The organism is Methylomicrobium sp. Wu6 (genome assembly GCF_035916875.1).
Taxonomy (GTDB): domain Bacteria; phylum Pseudomonadota; class Gammaproteobacteria; order Methylococcales; family Methylomonadaceae; genus Methylomicrobium.
Genome location: NZ_JAXUHN010000091.1, coordinates 35596 through 51977 on the forward strand (window position 1 = coordinate 35596; position 16382 = coordinate 51977).

At 54.6% G+C, this 16382-nt stretch carries 13 protein-coding genes; 4 read left to right on the top strand and 9 right to left on the bottom strand.

Going from position 1 to position 16382, the window contains the following annotated elements; genetic code table 11:
* Positions 1 to 118 precede the first annotated feature (118 nt).
* From corA to U2W12_RS16720, 3 genes are read left to right on the top strand one after another with little or no spacing between them, the layout of a single operon-like run.
* Positions 119 to 1141: a magnesium/cobalt transporter CorA gene (gene corA, locus U2W12_RS16710; protein WP_326501829.1), complete on the top strand. Its 1023-nt coding sequence runs from the start codon at positions 119 to 121 to the stop codon at positions 1139 to 1141.
* A 9-nt stretch (positions 1142 to 1150) separates the two neighbouring features.
* A complete protein-coding gene (locus tag U2W12_RS16715) occupies positions 1151 to 3892 on the top strand; it encodes a sensor histidine kinase KdpD (protein WP_326501830.1) in 2742 nt (913 codons plus the stop codon).
* A 26-nt stretch (positions 3893 to 3918) separates the two neighbouring features.
* Positions 3919 to 4614, top strand: a complete 696-nt coding sequence (locus tag U2W12_RS16720) for a response regulator (RefSeq protein ID WP_326501831.1) — start codon at positions 3919 to 3921, stop codon at positions 4612 to 4614.
* 53 nt (positions 4615 to 4667) lie between these two features.
* Here U2W12_RS16720 and U2W12_RS16725 read toward each other — a convergent pair whose 3' ends face one another.
* The 7 genes from U2W12_RS16725 to amoA form a co-directional block, all read right to left on the bottom strand.
* Positions 4668 to 4940, bottom strand: a complete 273-nt coding sequence (locus tag U2W12_RS16725) for a hypothetical protein (protein WP_326501832.1) — start codon at positions 4938 to 4940, stop codon at positions 4668 to 4670.
* 90 nt (positions 4941 to 5030) lie between these two features.
* Complete coding sequence (gene dsbD, locus U2W12_RS16730) at positions 5031 to 6815, bottom strand: protein-disulfide reductase DsbD (RefSeq protein WP_326501833.1); 1785 nt, start codon at positions 6813 to 6815, stop codon at positions 5031 to 5033.
* Between the two features lie 836 nt (positions 6816 to 7651).
* Positions 7652 to 8161, bottom strand: a complete 510-nt coding sequence (locus tag U2W12_RS16735) for a hypothetical protein (RefSeq protein ID WP_326501834.1) — start codon at positions 8159 to 8161, stop codon at positions 7652 to 7654.
* 98 nt (positions 8162 to 8259) lie between these two features.
* Entirely contained in the window at positions 8260 to 9495 is a 1236-nt protein-coding gene (locus tag U2W12_RS16740; RefSeq protein WP_326501835.1) for an MFS transporter, read from the bottom strand.
* A 19-nt stretch (positions 9496 to 9514) separates the two neighbouring features.
* Complete coding sequence (gene amoC, locus U2W12_RS16745) at positions 9515 to 10288, bottom strand: bacterial ammonia monooxygenase, subunit AmoC (RefSeq protein WP_326501836.1); 774 nt, start codon at positions 10286 to 10288, stop codon at positions 9515 to 9517.
* Between the two features lie 17 nt (positions 10289 to 10305).
* Positions 10306 to 11544, bottom strand: a complete 1239-nt coding sequence (gene amoB, locus U2W12_RS16750) for a bacterial ammonia monooxygenase, subunit AmoB (RefSeq protein ID WP_326501837.1) — start codon at positions 11542 to 11544, stop codon at positions 10306 to 10308.
* 12 nt (positions 11545 to 11556) lie between these two features.
* Positions 11557 to 12309, bottom strand: coding sequence for a bacterial ammonia monooxygenase, subunit AmoA (amoA, locus tag U2W12_RS16755; RefSeq protein WP_326501838.1), 753 nt, complete (start codon positions 12307 to 12309; stop codon positions 11557 to 11559).
* A 257-nt stretch (positions 12310 to 12566) separates the two neighbouring features.
* Here amoA and U2W12_RS16760 point away from each other — a divergent pair, with 257 nt between their 5' ends.
* Positions 12567 to 13502: a LysR family transcriptional regulator gene (locus U2W12_RS16760; RefSeq protein ID WP_326501839.1), complete on the top strand. Its 936-nt coding sequence runs from the start codon at positions 12567 to 12569 to the stop codon at positions 13500 to 13502.
* On the opposite strand, the gene U2W12_RS16765 is transcribed toward U2W12_RS16760, so the two are convergent.
* Positions 13499 to 14593: an L-dopachrome tautomerase-related protein gene (locus tag U2W12_RS16765; protein ID WP_326501840.1), complete on the bottom strand. Its 1095-nt coding sequence runs from the start codon at positions 14591 to 14593 to the stop codon at positions 13499 to 13501. The genes U2W12_RS16760 and U2W12_RS16765 overlap by 4 nt on opposite strands.
* 271 nt (positions 14594 to 14864) lie before the next feature.
* Complete coding sequence (locus U2W12_RS16770) at positions 14865 to 16235, bottom strand: sulfite exporter TauE/SafE family protein (RefSeq protein WP_326501841.1); 1371 nt, start codon at positions 16233 to 16235, stop codon at positions 14865 to 14867.
* Positions 16236 to 16382: the final 147 nt, after the last annotated feature.

Here is a 16382-nt window from a genome sequence, read left to right on the forward strand (position 1 = left end):
TATAAATAAAGACCAACACATTAATTTTATTGAAAGTTCTCAAAAATTGACATAAGAAATTACTTAATAAGATCAATCTGTTACCTATTTATGCAACAAAGTCCTTCAGACTGAATCCATGGAAAATCCGCAATTGAACTTTGTGTTTCCGGAGACCTCCATCAATCCTTCGATGGTGATGAACTGCATCGCCTACAAACACGGCAAACGCCTTGGCACAATCACGCTCGAAGCAATCAGCGACGTGCTGGCCGAGGACGGTACCTTTGTCTGGCTGGGACTTCGCGAAGCCGATAAGGCCTTGCTGGCAAAAATTCAAAAAGAGTTCGATTTGCACGAACTGGCCATCGAAGACGCATGTTCGGCGCATCAACGGCCGAAACTGGAGGAATACGGCGACTCCCTGTTCCTGGTTTTGCAAACCGCGCAACTGACCGAGGACAGCGGGGTTGCATTCGGCGAAACTCACTTATTCGTGGGCGCGCGTTTTTTGGTTTCGGTGCGCCACTCGTCGTCCTTGAGTTATGCGAAAGTGCGCGAGCGCTGCGAGCATATGCCCGAGCAGTTGAATAAGGGTCCCGGTTTTGCGCTTTACGCGCTGATGGATTTCATTGTCGATCATTATCTACCGGTAGTGCAAGGCCTGGAGCAGCGTCTCGATCAATTGGAATCTGATATTTTCGATAAGGATTTTCGTAACGAAACCTTCGCACAGCTCTATGAACTGAAACGCGATTTACTGTTGCTGCGCGGCGCGACCTTGCCCTGGCTGGACATCTGCAGCGAGTTGATGCGTTTTCACACGCACATCATCCCGAAAGACACGCGCTTTTATTTCCGCGACGTACACGACCACGCGCAGCGCATCCACCAGGCCGTCGAGGGCATGCGCGAAATGCTCAACGATGCGATGCAGGTACATTTGACGATGGCGACGGTGCGCCAGAACGAAGTGGTCAAGAGGCTGGCCGGCTGGGGCGCGATCCTGGCGGTCCCTACGATGGTGTTCAGCTTATACGGAATGAATTTCAAACATATGCCGGAACTCGACTGGCGCTATGCCTACCCGGCAACGCTCGGTATCGTGATAGTCGGCTGTATTTGGCTGCATCGCCGCCTAAAAAGTATCGGCTGGTTGTAAGGCCCAAGGATGTCAAGCGTCGCACGCCCCGATCCCGATGAACTCTTGGCCCGCGTCGAGAAGGAACAAGCGAAGTCCCGGCGCGGGCACTTGAAAATCTTTTTCGGCGCCGCGGCGGGCGTCGGCAAAACCTTTGCGATGCTACAGGCGGCGCACGAAAGGCGCGCGGAAAATCTCGACGTGATCGTCGGTCTGGTCGAAACGCACGGACGAGCGGAAACCAAGGCTTTGTTGGAGGAGTTGGAGGTGCTTCCGCCCAAGCAAATCGAGTACCGCGGCACCGTGCTGCGCGAATTCGATCTGGACGCGGCGCTGAAACGGCGGCCATCGATCATTCTGGTCGATGAACTCGCGCACACCAATGCGCCCGGATCGCGGCATCCGAAACGCTGGCAGGACATCGAGGAATTGCTCGACGCCGGCATCGATGTTTATACCGCGCTTAACGTGCAGCATCTCGAAAGCCTGAACGACGACATCGGCCAGATTGCCGGCATCCGGATATGGGAGACCGTCCCCGATACGGTTTTCGAGGAGGCCGACGAGGTCGAGCTGGTCGATCTGCCGCCCGACGAATTGCTGCTAAGGCTACGGGAAGGCAAGGTTTATCTGCCGCAGCAGGCGCAGGAAGCGATTCGGAATTTTTTCCGAAAGGGCAATTTGATCGCGCTCAGGGAACTGGCCCTTCGCCAGACCGCGCACCGGGTCGATGCGCAGATGCTCGATTACCGCGAAGACAATGCGATTCGCGAGGTCTGGCAGGTCAGCGAGCGGATTCTGGTCTGTATCGGCCCGAACACCCTGGCCGAACGCCTAGTCCGGGCCGGCAAGCGCTTTGCGGTCAGTCTGCGCGCCGATTGGATCGTCGTTTATGTCGAAACGCCCGAATTGCAGCGTTTGCCCACCGAAAAGCGTGATGCGGTGCTGCGCGTTTTACGCACTGCGGAACAGCTTGGCGCGGAAACCACAACGCTGAGTTCGCCGAACCTGAGCGAAGCAATCATCAAATTCTCCAGCGAACGCAACGTGACCAAGATCATGATGGGCAAACCGTCCCGCCGAGGCTGGCGACGCTTTGTGCTGGGCTCGGTCGTCGATACCTTGATCGTCGAGGCGCACAATATCAATATTTATTTGCTGGGCAGCCCGCACCCCCACCGGGAAGAGGAGGAAAAACTGCAACTGACCACGCGCCGCAAAGAGGTGTTGCCGGGTTTGCTGCAACGTTCGAAGACACGCAAAAAGGGCTATTATCTCGGCTATTGTTGGGCGGTCGGCGTGACCTTGATCTGCGCGGTGCTCGCCCGGCTGATGCACGGGAGTTTCGAACAATCGAACCTGGCGATGATTTTCCTGCTGGGCGTCGCGCTGATCGCGGCACGATTTGGACGCGGGCCTTCGGTCCTTGCATCGGTCCTCGGGGTGCTGGTGTTCGATTTTTTCTTCGTGACCCCCTTTCACAGCTTTGCGGTCTCGGACACCCAATATCTGGTTACACTCAGCGCGATGCTGATCGTCGCGATGCTGATTAGCAATCTGACCGCGAATGTCCGTTCCCAGGCCAAGGTCGCCGCACACCGCGAGCGGCGGGCCGCGGTACTGTATGCGATGAGCAAGGATCTGGCCGCGGCAGAGAGCGAGGCGGAGATCGTGCGCACCGCGGTACGCCACATGCACGTCGAATTCGGCAGCCGCAACGCGATACTTTTCCCGGACGCGAACGGACGCATAATCTATCCGAATGAACGAAGCATTCCAGAGTCGCTTGCAGGCGCCGATCTCAGCGTCGCGCAATGGGTCTTCGATCATAACGAAATGGCTGGACAAGGCACGACGACCTTGCCCGGCACGAAGGCGATCTATTTTCCGATCGATGCCGGCAACACAATGCTGGGCGTATTGGTGCTGGAGCCGGTCAATCTGCGCCGGGTATTTCTGCCCGAGCAGCAAAAACTGCTCGATACTTTTTTACGGTTGATCGCCCAGGCGCTGAGCCGCATTAGACTGGCGGATCAGGCAAAGACGGTGCAATTGCAAATCGAAACCGAGGGCCTTCGCAATTCGCTGCTCAGTTCTATCTCGCATGACCTCCGCACGCCCTTGGCGACGATCGTCGGTTCCGCGAGCACTCTCGCGGAAGACGACGGCAGCCTCAAAGCCGAGGATAAAATCGAATTGAGCCGCGCGATTTATGACGAAGCGCGGCGCATGTCGAATCTGGTCAGCAATATTCTCGACATGGCACGGCTAGATGCCGGTATGATTCAGTTACACAAGGAATGGTATCCACTGGAAGAGATTATCGGCACCGTGTTGACCCGGTTCGGCAATCGGACCAGTGACCGTCAGGTCAAGGTGACTTTGCCGCCCGGCATTCCAATGATTTATGTCGATGCGGTGATGATCGAACAGGTGCTGACGAATCTTTTAGAGAACGCGCTGCGCTATACGCCGGCCGGTAGTCCGTTGGAAATTACGGCTGAAATGTCCGCCGATTGGGTCGAAATTTCGCTCGCAGACCGCGGACCGGGCATTCCGGCAGGGCTCGAAAACCGACTGTTCGAAAAATTTTATCGGTTGCGCGAGGAGACTGCGCAAAGCGGCGTCGGTTTGGGTCTTGCGATTTGCCTCGCGATCGTCGCGGTGCATGGCGGCTCGATCCGGGCGCATAACCGTGCCGGCGGCGGCGCGATTTTTTCGTTCCTATTGCCGCACGAGCATCAGCCCCCGGAAATTGTACATGAAGAATAAATTGTTATGCTAAGCCCTTATCCATCATGACCGCGCTAAAACCCAAAATCATCGTGATCGAGGACGACCCGCCGATCCGCCGTTTTCTACGCACCGCACTCGACACGCACGGCTTCGAAATTTTTGAGGCCGCAACCGGAAAGCAGGGCGTGGTCGAAGCGAATATTCGCAAGGCCGATCTGATCATACTCGATCTGGGACTGCCGGACATGGACGGCGTGAGCGTTGTGAAGGCGGTCCGCGCCTGGTCCGAAATGCCGATCATCGTACTGTCGGCGCGCAGCGCCGAAGCACACAAGATCGAGGCGCTCGATGCCGGCGCGGACGACTACCTGACCAAACCATTCGGCCTCGGCGAATTGCTGGCACGCATACGCGTCGCGCTACGCCATGCTTCAATCCCGCCCGAACAAACCGAGGCCGGCGTGTTCATGACCGGCAATCTCAGTGTCGATTTAATCAATCGCCGGGTTTATAACGGCGACCAGGAAATTCACCTGACGCCGATTCAATATCGGCTGCTGACCGTGCTGATCAAACATGCCGGCAAGATATTGACGCATCGACAAATTTTAAAGGAAGTCTGGGGGCCGAACAGCATCGAAAGCCCGCACTATCTGCGGATTTATATGAGTCAGCTTAGGCACAAGCTCGAAACCGACCCGGCGCAGCCCAAATATCTATTGACCGAATCCGGTGTCGGTTACTGGTTGAAAGTTTAGAATCCGCCGGCAAACTCGCCTTTTTCGATTAAGAATATCGGAAAAAGCGAACTTCAATTATCGCCGGATTTGATAGGCAGCAGGGTTTTACCCTGATGCTCTATCTGTCTGGCCGTCTGGATGATCTTCTGGCGGTGCTTGTACGCATAGATACCCACCGCCATGCCGAGACCAAACACCACCAGCGGATAGCGCGCGACGCGGTGAATCACCTCGGTGGCGATCTGGGTGCCGACCGTGATCAACCCCAATTTAATCAAGGCGTCGGTTTTCGTGCCGAAATCTTCTTCAGTCAAAATCTCTGTTTCGTTGTGCTCGCTTTGCATGCGGTTTCCGTATGTTTCAAAAAATATCCCCAAAGCCGATGCGAGCACGAATCGCTGAGATTCTCCGCTCGCGGATCTCTACCGAACAGTTTATTCAGCAAGCCGCTTGAGATGCGCCAGAAAGTCCTCGCCGTCCATATAGCCGATAACTCGGAGTGATTTTCTTTCCCGCTGATCCGGCCCGAAAAACAGGATCGCGGGCGGGCCGACCAGCTCAAAGCGCCCGAGCAGATCCCGAGCCGCCGAGCCCTCCTCAGTCACATCGGCCTGCACCAGCACCATGGTCGACAGCGCCGCCCGCACACTGGGATCGGTAAACGTCGTGTTCTGCATCTCCAGACAGGATACACACCAGTCGGCATGAAAATCAAGCATCAACCATTGGTCTTTCCGCTCGGCCTCAGCAAGACGTTGCCGCAAATCGGCCGCGGTCTCGACTTTTTGGTAAGGCAAGGGTTCGGCCTGGCAGGCAACCGCGGCATTGCACAATACTTCCAGATAATCACGTTGCGACTTGGTCGCAATCCCGGCCAACAGCAAAACCGTATAGGTTAACGCGATGAAACCGGTAATCTTCCAAAGCTTTTTCCAACCCAGATATATGAGCGGAATAATCATCAGCAAGCCCCACAAAACCAGCATGACCGAGGTCGGCAAGATACGCCCGAGCAGCCAGACCGCAACGGCCAAAAGCCCTACGCCGAAGACCGTCTTCGTGACGTGTAGCCAGGCGCCGGAGCGCGGCAGCAATTTGCCGGCCGATGTGCCGATCAGTAGCAACGGCAGACCCATACCCAAACCCAGCGCAAACAGCGCCAAGCCGCCCAGCAGCGCATCGCCGGACTGGCCGATATAGATCAGCGCGCCGGCCAAGGGCGCGGTCACGCACGGCCCGATCGTCAGCGCCGACAGTATGCCCATCATCGCAGCGCTCAGCCAGTTGCCGCGCCGTTGCCGGGAACTGATCGAAGTGATTCGGGACTGGACGAAGGACGGGACCTGCAGGTTGAACAGTCCGAACATCGACAGCGCTAACAGCGCAAAGAGTCCGCTCGTACCGATCAGTATCCAGGGCTGCTGGAAAAAGGCTTGCAGATTTTGCCCGAACAGCCCGGCCAATATCCCGAAAACCGTATAAGTCAGCGCGGACGCGAGCACATAACATAAGGACAGCGAGAAGGCCCGCCGCGTGGTCGATTCCGCGCCGTCGCCGATCACGATGCCGGATATGATCGGAATCATCGGAAAAACGCAGGGAGTAAACGCCAGCAGCAGGCCAAAACCGAGAAAGCTCGGCAGAATTAGCCAGAATGAATGTCTAGCCAACAATCCCGCGATCCGATCCGGCTCCGCGACATCCGTCGGTTGCGCCGCGAGCGGAGCGGTCATGTCAGCGCCAGACTTGGCGGCCTCCGGCAAATCGAAGGTAACGGTCTTCCAAATCGGTAAATAACAGACGCGGCCTTCGGCGCAGCCTTGATAGCGCAGATCGATCACCAATCGGTTTGTCTTGGCGTCCAGGCGGCGGAGAGGCAACTGGGCAGTCACTCTTCCCCGGTAGATTTCGACATCGCCGAAAAATGTGTCCTGCTTGTCATCGCCTTTCGGCAACACCGGCGTTCCCGCCTCAATGCCGGCGGTTTGCGAGACAAATTTGACCTTATCCCGATACAGATAATAGCCATCGGCAATGGACCAGGAGAACGTCAGTGTCTCGGAGTTTTTGACCGCATAAGTCAATTCAAAAGCCGCATCGGGATCGAGCAATCCCGCCTCACCGACCGCGAATACCGCGCTTACCGGCCAAAGCCAGAGACAGCAAAGCAAAATCGTAAAACCGATGCTGCAACTTTGCTTTTCAATCCATGCGTTCATCGGCGAAGTGTGATTCCTATTAACATCTGTGTGAACGAGGCGGAGGGAAAATGTTCCAGTGAAGGGGATGAGCCTGGGACAAATGCCGCATATAAAGTGCTTCGGTAAACAGGAACAAATCAGTCACTCCCAGCAGCTTAACCATCGCGGATTTTTGTCTGAGGCTACCTTGCTCGGCTCCTTCGCGAATCAAGGTCTGCACGATGAGCAAGCTCAGATCGAGAACCTCAGTGCTCGAGCGATAAAAAAATAACCTTGAAATTCGCATTTCTCAATGATCACGACGGCTGACGTCAAAGTCTTTTTTGCATCGGAAAATCACGGAATGCGGACACTTTATAGAATCCTGCTGCCTGGCCATTTCTGCGTTGAGTTTATTAACCATAGTTGCCGTAAGATATGAACAGTTTTACTTCGGCAGACTCAAATAATCGAAGTTCCAAACAATATGAAATGCTTGATTTATACCATTCATTTTAAGCCGTGTCGGACATGCTTTTCATGCCCGATTTTTTTATTTTTTTGATATACCAACAACTTTGGGATTCGGCTACTGACTTTGTTGACTTGAATGCAGCCAATGAAAATTGCTCCAAAGCAGTCACCGGCGATAGTTTAACTGAGTTATGCTGACTGCTAGAATTCGACCCATAGCCGCCGGTCACACCGTTTGACTGGGACGGCAGCTATTTAGCCCAAACCGGCCTCAAAAGAAATCCTTACAAATCAGAAAATTGTTATGGGTAAATAGTTTTTAGTGATCAGCCATACACGCCAGTGCGCAAACAAGGGTGTTTGACGGCATGATAGCAACTTGACGATACACCGTCATACCATTAACCGCTCATGCGTTGTAGCTTATACGTTTCGCCTGGTATTTCTAAATCAATGCCTATTCCAGCAACAAAACGGTTCATACAATTGACGATAGCGCATAGGCTAACCGAATCGAGAAGAGCTTGTTCGTCCCATCCGACATCGAATATTCTCTGCGCATCGGTTTGGGTAATTTGATCAGGTGTGAGGGTCAATTTTTTGATGTAATGGAGAAGCGGCTTCAATTTCTCATCGACATTGGCACCGCTAATATCGGTTTGTAATTGATCGAAGATGGCTTCATCAATACCTGATTCTACTGCTTTTTCTTTGTGCGCTTTATAGAACAATTCGCACTGGTTCAATCTCGATATATAAGCGATAATCAGCACACGCATTTCTTTGCTGAGGGGTGAAAAACCGCTCTTGATGTCTTCCAGTAGTTTGAACAGCAAAATTCCACGGCGAGGATATTTTGCCAACATACCGCCGAAGCTGGTAAGGTTAGGGCTTGAGGGTAAGTATGACATGCTATCTCCATAAGGGATTCATTTCCACGAAAATTTGTTTTAAGCAAGCACCGATGCGGAATTGACTCATCCGTGTTCTGCTTTTTCGTTATGGCGTTTTATATCTTCAGTTGCTGTTCAGTTCGTACATTTACAACGAGTCCGGTAGCGACTAATGCAAACAAGCCTGAGCCGAGAAAAGCTAGATCGTAATTACCCAGTGAGCTGTGTAGATAACCCGCCGAGTAAGAAGCCAATGCCGCACCCAGTTGATGGGCGCAGCAGACCCAGCCGAACACCACCCCGACATTGTGTTTGCCGAACAGATCGGCGGTCAGTGCCGAGGTCGCCGGCACCGTGGAGAGCCAGTTCAAACCATAAACCACTGAAAACAGCATCAGCTGTTCGGTGGACTCGACATAGGGCAGCGCCATCAGCGACAGGCCGCGCAAGACATAATAAATCGCCAACAGCCTTCGTTTGTCGAAGCGGTCGCAAAGCCAGCCGGAGAATAGGGTGCCGATGATGTCAGCCGCCCCCATCAAACCCAGCGATACCGCCATCGTCATTTCTGTGAAACCATGCTCGATGCCGTGCGGAATCAGATGGGTCTGGAATAGACCGGACGTGGTGAAACCGCAAATCGCGAAACTGCCGGCCAATATCCAAAACTGGGGTTGACCCAGGGCGGCATGCATCGGACAAGGGTCTGCCGACACAGGCTTTGTCTCTTCTCCCACAGCACCGTAGGCACGCAACCTTTTTAGGATAGGTTCGTCAGCGAGTAAATAGGCCGAGAGCGGCAACACCAGCAATCCCAACAGTCCCGCCAACAGCAGAAGGGCCGGCCGCCAGCCGAAGTCGATGTTGATCTGCATTACCAGCGGCGTGAAAATCAGCTGCCCCGAGGAGAACGCCGCGCCAAGAATGCCTAGCGCCAATCCGCGCTGCTCCCGAAACCAGCGGTTGATCAAGGCCGAACCCAGCACGATTGAAGTTCCCCCGGAACCGATGCCGGCGATTACTCCCCACAGTAGATACCACTGCCAAAGTTCGCTCATGACCGTGCAGGCCCCGGCGGCCAGCGCCAGCAACGCAATGCTGGCCAAACAAACGCGCTTAGGTCCGTAGAGGTCCATCCAACGGCCCAGCCACGGCGAGGACACCCCGAACAGCAGCAGATTCACCGCTACCGCACCGCTGATTGCATCCCGTCCCCAACCAAACTCTCTTTCCAGTGCCAGCATCAAAATGCCGGGCACCGACCTCAGCGCGGCAGCCACAAACAGACACGCAAAGGTCGCCGCCAACACAATCCAGGCATAATGCAAACGGTGTGGAACGGAACGTGTCACCCCTTGCCTCATGTCGGATTTATTCCGCATCTTCAATCTGATCCAGCAGCGCGATCAGCCGCGTCACGCCTTGCAGCAGGATGCCGCCTACGCCCAGCGCGAACCAGACGCCGATCACGAAGCCCCAGTGAATCGGCGCCGCGAAGAACTCCTCCCTGAACCAGAAGGTGTGCCCCCATTCGTTGAAACCGACGCTGACCAGGATCATGAACGGGCCGAACACCGCGAGCGTCAATGGCAGCGAGATGCCTTTGGCATACAGCGGCAGCCGGGTTCTGGCATACAACCAAGCACAGCCGCCCAGGATCACATACAACGGAAAATTGAAGTAAAACTCGATGATGTGGTTGGCAGTGAACGGCGTATCCCGAATCGCCACCTGATGCCAGGAATTGTCCTGTTCGGCAAAATAGCTGCCGGCCCAATACACCGCAAAGGTGTAGATACTGATCCACATCGTCAGCACGAAATAACGGCGTATCTCTTCCTTGGGCTCCAGCCGGTCAAGTTGCTTGTCGCGCGTGAACCATAAATAGGCCCACAGTCCGGTCATTACCACCGCGATCACCGCGAGTTCAATATAAAACAACCGCATCCAGTACTGCTCGAACGCCGGCTCGGTAGAATCGAGCCCAGCTGAAACCGCAAAAGCGCCCTGATACAGGCGCAAGCCGATATACATGACGGTCAGCGCGCCGAAAGTTTTCAGGTATCTCGGCAAATCCTGCAAATACCAGGGCAGCGGATGGGCGTTTTCTGTCGCCGAGGCGATGTGTTCGGATGTAGTAGCCATGATGTACTCCTAAATAATTAACTGAATTTGGGGATGACAGCGGCGGAAATGCTGGAGATATAGCGTTTACCCAGCAAGTCGTCGTAAAGAAACAGCAGTCCGCCGATGCGGCTGTCGGCATCACGAATCAGGCCGTCGAGTTTCTCCGATTCCCAGGCCGCATCGTGGGCGACGAAGGTCAACACGCGCTGTTCGCCGGGTTGAACTGACTGCTTGTCGTCGATGTTCAGGCCGGCAGTCGTTATCGCGTCACCGTCCGGTTTGTGCCTTGCTGCGGGTAGCTCAGGATTGATGAAATGGACGTTGCCGGTGGAAAATTCGCCAATCCGCACTGCACTTTGGCTGCGGTTGTCGATTTTGATCTGCAATACCATGGCGCGTTGCGCCACGTTATATTCGGCTTTCAAGGCGTCAACATTGACCGTACCGGCATTGACCTGGGCAGGCAGCGGCAGAATCTGATCCAGTCCGGCTTGCAACGGGATGGTGTCCGGGTAGCGATTGATCTCCATCGCATTGAAAGCCAGCACCAGGACAGGCACGCCGACGAGCACCGCCTTGGCGATCAGCTTATCGTTGGTAGTGATCAGTTCGTGTTCCAGGCCTGCCTCCAGCATCCGGTAACGGCTGATGAATAACGGCCGGCGCACCCACCACAGCAGCCAAGCAGTGGCCAGCACGCCCCAGAACAGATGCCAGAACACGCCATTGCCAAAACCGAAGCTTTCCATGTCGATGATTTCGCCGTGGATGGTTTTAACCGTGTTATTAAAGTCAGCCGCTTCGCCGCCGATTTCCAGCCAGGCGCCCGGGCCCATGACTTGGCCGGCGTCCTTCAAATTGAAGAAGGGATGGATGTGGTAACGGCCCGGTAAACGCCCTTTCAGCACAACCTTGAACTCATAGTCGCCGCCCGGCTGCAAGGCCACCGAATTGGTCCAGGGCTTGCCGTTCAGGTAGCGCTCGGTGCGGATCAGCACCGGCCCGGGTGTGGAAATATTCAGAAAGGTCGCTTCCGGCTTGGGTACGCTGACAGGCCAGTCCTCGGCGACATGAAACTTGCCGCTGACGCTGACTTCTTCGTTAACGTTGAATTTTTGCGTGGACCATTGCACGTCATACCACTGTATCGTACGCATCCTAATGAACGGTTCCAGGGCTTTTTCGCCGTGCGCCAACGCCGCAGGCATCTCCAGCACGAACAGCGCGCCTATCCACAACATGGCGATGAGCCAAGGCTTGATGAGGGTTTTCATAGTAGATTCTCCTTAGATTTTAGCCAGGTAACGCACGGTGGCGAACCACTTGCCGATATACCACCACAGTACATACATCAACGAACACAGCAACGCCGAACAGAACGCCGCCAGAGGCGCCGCGTATTGACCGTAAGTGCGCAGCGTGCCGCGTTCGATGATCCGCAGGTATTCCGGCATGCCGGTGCGGATGTATTGAAAACCGAACAAATCGGCGACGGTCAATTGGCTATTGGCGTATTCGACCGGTTGATGGAACATGGCGAATATCGGCCAGTTGCTGGGATAGAACAACAACGCAAACGCCGCGCCGCCAAAGATTGCGGTGATGGTCAGACTGTTGCTCAGCATCAACATTGCATCGAGCACCATCGCGCCGGGCAGCATCGTGGCCGGCAGCACCATGTTGATCGGGAAAAAGTTCCAATAGTGATAGGCGAAGATGCGTGCTATCCAGGTTCCGATTAATAAGGCGGCGACACACAAGGTCGCGCCGAGCGGTAAACGGAATTCATCCCACAGTACGGCCTGCACCGCCGCCGGAAAGGTGATGCCCATCAACGGCGTGACCAACGGCCACCATTGCCGATCCTTCCAGTCCACCCAGAAGTCCCAGTCGCCGACGGTCAGCGCGAAATGCAAATGAAACGAGCCTATGAATAAAAACAGGGCCAGAACCAGGATCAAATAATCGTAGGCGCGGGCGAGCCTGGCTTTCTCGCCTCGGTACGGTTTGAAGGACGCGATTGGAATCTGTGCGGACATGAAAGTTCTCCTCGATGAAATCGTGATAATCGGTATGAGTTTTTCCGGACAAGCCGGGCGCGTCGCCCACATTAGATCGGTCCGTGGGGGGGGGGAATCCTAGTCGCTGGGGCGTGACGACGCGCTCGGTGGATACGATAGGTAAAAACAGCCGGGCTGTGAAATGTATAAATTTCATCGCACCATCAAGACTGTTCATGTCGCAATCGACTGAAATTAGTTACCATGTAGCAACCTTTGATAGCGGTAATCGACACATGGCTAATCTGCGTAGTTTTGATTTGAACCTTTTGCTGGCTTTCGACCTACTGATGCGGGAGCGCAATGTCACCCGTGCCGCAGAACAGATGTTCGTTACCCAGTCAGCGATGAGCCATATCCTGCACCGCTTGCGTCAGCAATTCGACGATCCGCTGCTGGTAAAAACGCCGACGGGTATGCAACCGACGGTGAGAGCATTGGCGCTGGTAGAGCCGGTGCACGCCTTGCTGCTGGAAATGGAGCGGCTGCTGGAACTTCCGCAAGACTTTGATCCTGCGGCCAGCCAGCGCCGCTTTAGCTTGGCAGCCACCGATTACATGGAGTTTTTGCTGTTACCGGATCTCTCGCGACTGATCGAGCAAGCCGCGCCCGGTATCGACATTCATGTCAAACGCACGGAATCGGCGTTTCCAATGGCGCAACTGGAAAACGGTAGTCTGGATGTGGTGCTGGGGTTTGCTTCGGTGCTGGAACCGCCGACACATCTATGCTGCGAATATCTATTCAGCGATCGGATGGCTTGCGTATTGCGCCATCAGCATCCACGAATCCACGGCGCGCCGTCGTTACAGGAGTATCTGACGGCATCACATATGTTGATCTCGCGCACCGGCAGTCAGCTTGGGGCGGTAGACGCCAAACTGACTGAACTGGGCTTGGAACGCCACATTAAGCTGATTGTGCCGCATTTTCTGTCAGCGCCGTTGATCGTCGCCCAGACCGACATGATTTTGTCGCTGCCGTACCGGATCGCCGCCCAGTTCAAGACGTTTGCGGCCCTGGACATTGTGCCGGTCCCAATCGACCTGCCGGATTACGATCTGGTGATGATATGGCATCCGCTGCGAGAAAAAGATCCGGCCCATTGCTGGCTGCGTGAGCAGATCGCTTTAATAGGCCGGAATATAGACTCGAACGAGGTGTTGATTTAACGCCCGGGCAGGCCGGCGGCCAAGGCCTTGACCTGCAATAGATAATACGGCGGCTTCGCCTGGGCGTCGCCGCCGTTCAGCGCCGCTGAGCGATGCAGGCGGTTGACCACAGCGTACAATCGGCCGTCGGGACCGAAACTGAATGAATCCACCCAGGACAATCTCGGGCATTGGGCCAATTGTCGGTAACTGCGGTTCGGGTTTATCACACCAATGGCGTTATTGGCTAGGTCGCCCAGGTAGATATTGTTGTCGTGGTCAATGCTGATGCCGTCCGAGATGGGTTTATCGCTGTAGCGCTCGACCCGGCCTGCCAATGCCTGGGTGGTCAAGGTCTCGTTGACCAAATCGGCCGCTTTGATCCTATAAAGACTGTGGCCGTGCATCGGGCCGAAATACACCCATTCGTTATTTAAGTCTTCGGTGATCGGATTGACGCCGATATGTGGCCTGACCAGATTGCCGGAGGTGGTCTTGATCTGTACCGGCACGTTGTCGATGATTAGATCGACAGGCTCCGGTATCACGCTAGTATGACCCTCAAGTACCCGCCGCGCAGCGCCGGTCGACAGATTGACGACAATCAGCGCCGCATTGCTACCACCGGCCGGATCGCTGATGAAGGCATGATTGCGGGCAGCGTCCAGAGCAAAATCGTTGACAAAAGCATCCTTAGGGGCAATTGGTCCGGGTAGGTAGATTAAGCGCTGCAGTTTATCGGTTTGGGTATTCCAGCCGACCAGCTTGGGCGTGACACCGCTGCGCATCCCGTTATCCAGCATCCAAACGACACCATTGGAATCCGAGCGTATGCCCAACACCGAGTCCAGTTTTAACGCCGACCTCGAATCGGCCGCCGCCAACTCCTGGTTGGGAAAAGGCACCAGCTTTTGATTCTTGTACTCGACTACCGTGTATTGCGGCTGATAAAACTGATGCAGGCTCATTACGATTCGGCCGCTAGGCGTGGCGGTCACATTGCCAGGCCCCTTATCCAGATTGGCCAAGATCTCGAAATTGGAATTGCCGTCGGCCATCGCCCGGCAAGCCACCAGTAGCAAGATGGCGCTAAATTTGGTTAAACGATTCATTGTAATCCCCGTCAATTGGTTGAATTCCAGCACACCATACTGGATCAATGCCGAGGTGTTAAATGATGTTTATTAATGGTGTCATTTACAAAATTTATGAACGGTGGATAGCCGTTAAGCAGGGGTTACTGAAGGGGCGGAAGAGAATGACTTTATTACTGTCCGCTCAGTACCATGGACCGGACCCTCAGCGATTTTATATTTGGTTGCTGTGACTGTCTCAAAATGGCCGACTTCTACCGATGAATAATGCCAATCACCAATGACCGCTTTACGCAGGCGACAGGTGACTGATTGCGTTATTTTGAGTGGCGGCTTTGAACCAGAATTCCAACGAAACTGCCACGCGATTCTGAATGTACATCAGCAACCGGTTCCACAACCGCTTGAATTCCCGGATCAAGCGATCATATTCGGATACTGCCGTCGGCGTCCCCTCAGCGGCGCCAGCCGTTGTAGTCGGTTTTGACGTAGGCGTGGCGTCCACGACGATAAAGGTTCCCGGTATCATGCCCATCCAGCAACTCCAGGACACTACGCCGGCTTCCGGCGGCGTGAATTCGATCACCTGTTTCCCGGGTTTCAATTTGATCCTGAGATCATATTGAGGAACGATGATCTCCTTATTGCATTCGTTCAATTGTTTGCCGTCGATCACCCATTTGACCGGAATGCCTTTGCGTAAGGTAAAACGATTCGGCGAAAAACCGGTTTTCAACACATCCATCGTAATTATTTGTTCGGTCGCTAAAGCCTGCGTTTCGGATGCCACCGGCGCCAACTTCTGCGCCACGCGCGCGACCAGCGTATTAAAATCGATGCCGGTACCGGTCACCGCCAGCCCCCGGTTCACCATGATCGCCCCCAGAATCATCACGATCACGCCCGAAACCTTCAGCAGTTTTGGCGTCAGATTAGCCGACAACAAACTGGTCAGAAAACCGAAGCTCATCAGCAGCGGCAAGGTGCCGACGCCGAAAAAAAACAGAATCGTCGCCCCTTCCAACCAACTGCCGGTGCCGGCGGCCATTACATACATCGCCTGCAGCGGACCGCAAATGATCATCAGGCCGTTTAACAGCCCGATGATGAACGGATTGCTGTGCTTGCGGTATTCCTTGCCGACGAAACGCATCAAAAACGCCGGCGCCTTGATTTGAAAATGGCCGAGCGCCGGAAACACTTCGAGCATGTGGAGACCGAACAGGATCAGAAAAATACCCGCCGCCACGCCGATTACGCCCTGCGTAAACGGCGTAAAAGCAATGACCGCGCCGAAGGCACCAAATAACCCGCCGATCAGCGTATAGGACAGCGTCTTGCCGATTCCGTACAAGAAATGCGTGCCGTAGGATTGATGTCCCTTGGCGGCGGTTTTGGCGGTATAGCTTAGAATCAGCGGACCGCACATGCCGACGCAGTGGAAACTGGTCAAAAAACCGATCAGCATAAGCAATCCATAACTGATATCGCGGCCGAGTTTCGGCATCTCGGCATGAGCCATGAACCAACTGTCGAGCCAAAGGATAAAGCCGATACCGAACAATGCCAGCGTGACCGCGGTGATTTTTTTCGCGATTTTGCCAATACGGCCCGGTCCCGAATCGGTTTGGCGAGAATCGGCGCTGTGCTTGATGGCCATCGTTATACCCGTTATCGAAGAGAGATTTTGAAGCGGCGGGCCAGCTAATAGGCTATTTCATCATACCTTTTGTTGTCGGCGCAATTGAACGTTTGCACCGCATCGATGTCTTCCGACTTAATATTTACGACCTTAATATTTACGACA

Coding starts and splice junctions, on each gene's coding strand:
- U2W12_RS16725 (WP_326501832.1), bottom strand. CDS start 4,940: ATGCAAAGCGAGCACAACGAAACAGAGATTTTGACTGAAGAAGATTTC.
- corA (WP_326501829.1), top strand. CDS start 119: ATGGAAAATCCGCAATTGAACTTTGTGTTTCCGGAGACCTCCATCAAT.
- dsbD (WP_326501833.1), bottom strand. CDS start 6,815: ATGAACGCATGGATTGAAAAGCAAAGTTGCAGCATCGGTTTTACGATT.
- U2W12_RS16715 (WP_326501830.1), top strand. CDS start 1,151: ATGTCAAGCGTCGCACGCCCCGATCCCGATGAACTCTTGGCCCGCGTC.
- U2W12_RS16770 (WP_326501841.1), bottom strand. CDS start 16,235: ATGGCCATCAAGCACAGCGCCGATTCTCGCCAAACCGATTCGGGACCG.
- U2W12_RS16735 (WP_326501834.1), bottom strand. CDS start 8,161: ATGTCATACTTACCCTCAAGCCCTAACCTTACCAGCTTCGGCGGTATG.
- U2W12_RS16760 (WP_326501839.1), top strand. CDS start 12,567: ATGGCTAATCTGCGTAGTTTTGATTTGAACCTTTTGCTGGCTTTCGAC.
- U2W12_RS16720 (WP_326501831.1), top strand. CDS start 3,919: ATGACCGCGCTAAAACCCAAAATCATCGTGATCGAGGACGACCCGCCG.
- amoA (WP_326501838.1), bottom strand. CDS start 12,309: ATGTCCGCACAGATTCCAATCGCGTCCTTCAAACCGTACCGAGGCGAG.
- amoC (WP_326501836.1), bottom strand. CDS start 10,288: ATGGCTACTACATCCGAACACATCGCCTCGGCGACAGAAAACGCCCAT.
- amoB (WP_326501837.1), bottom strand. CDS start 11,544: ATGAAAACCCTCATCAAGCCTTGGCTCATCGCCATGTTGTGGATAGGC.
- U2W12_RS16765 (WP_326501840.1), bottom strand. CDS start 14,593: ATGAATCGTTTAACCAAATTTAGCGCCATCTTGCTACTGGTGGCTTGC.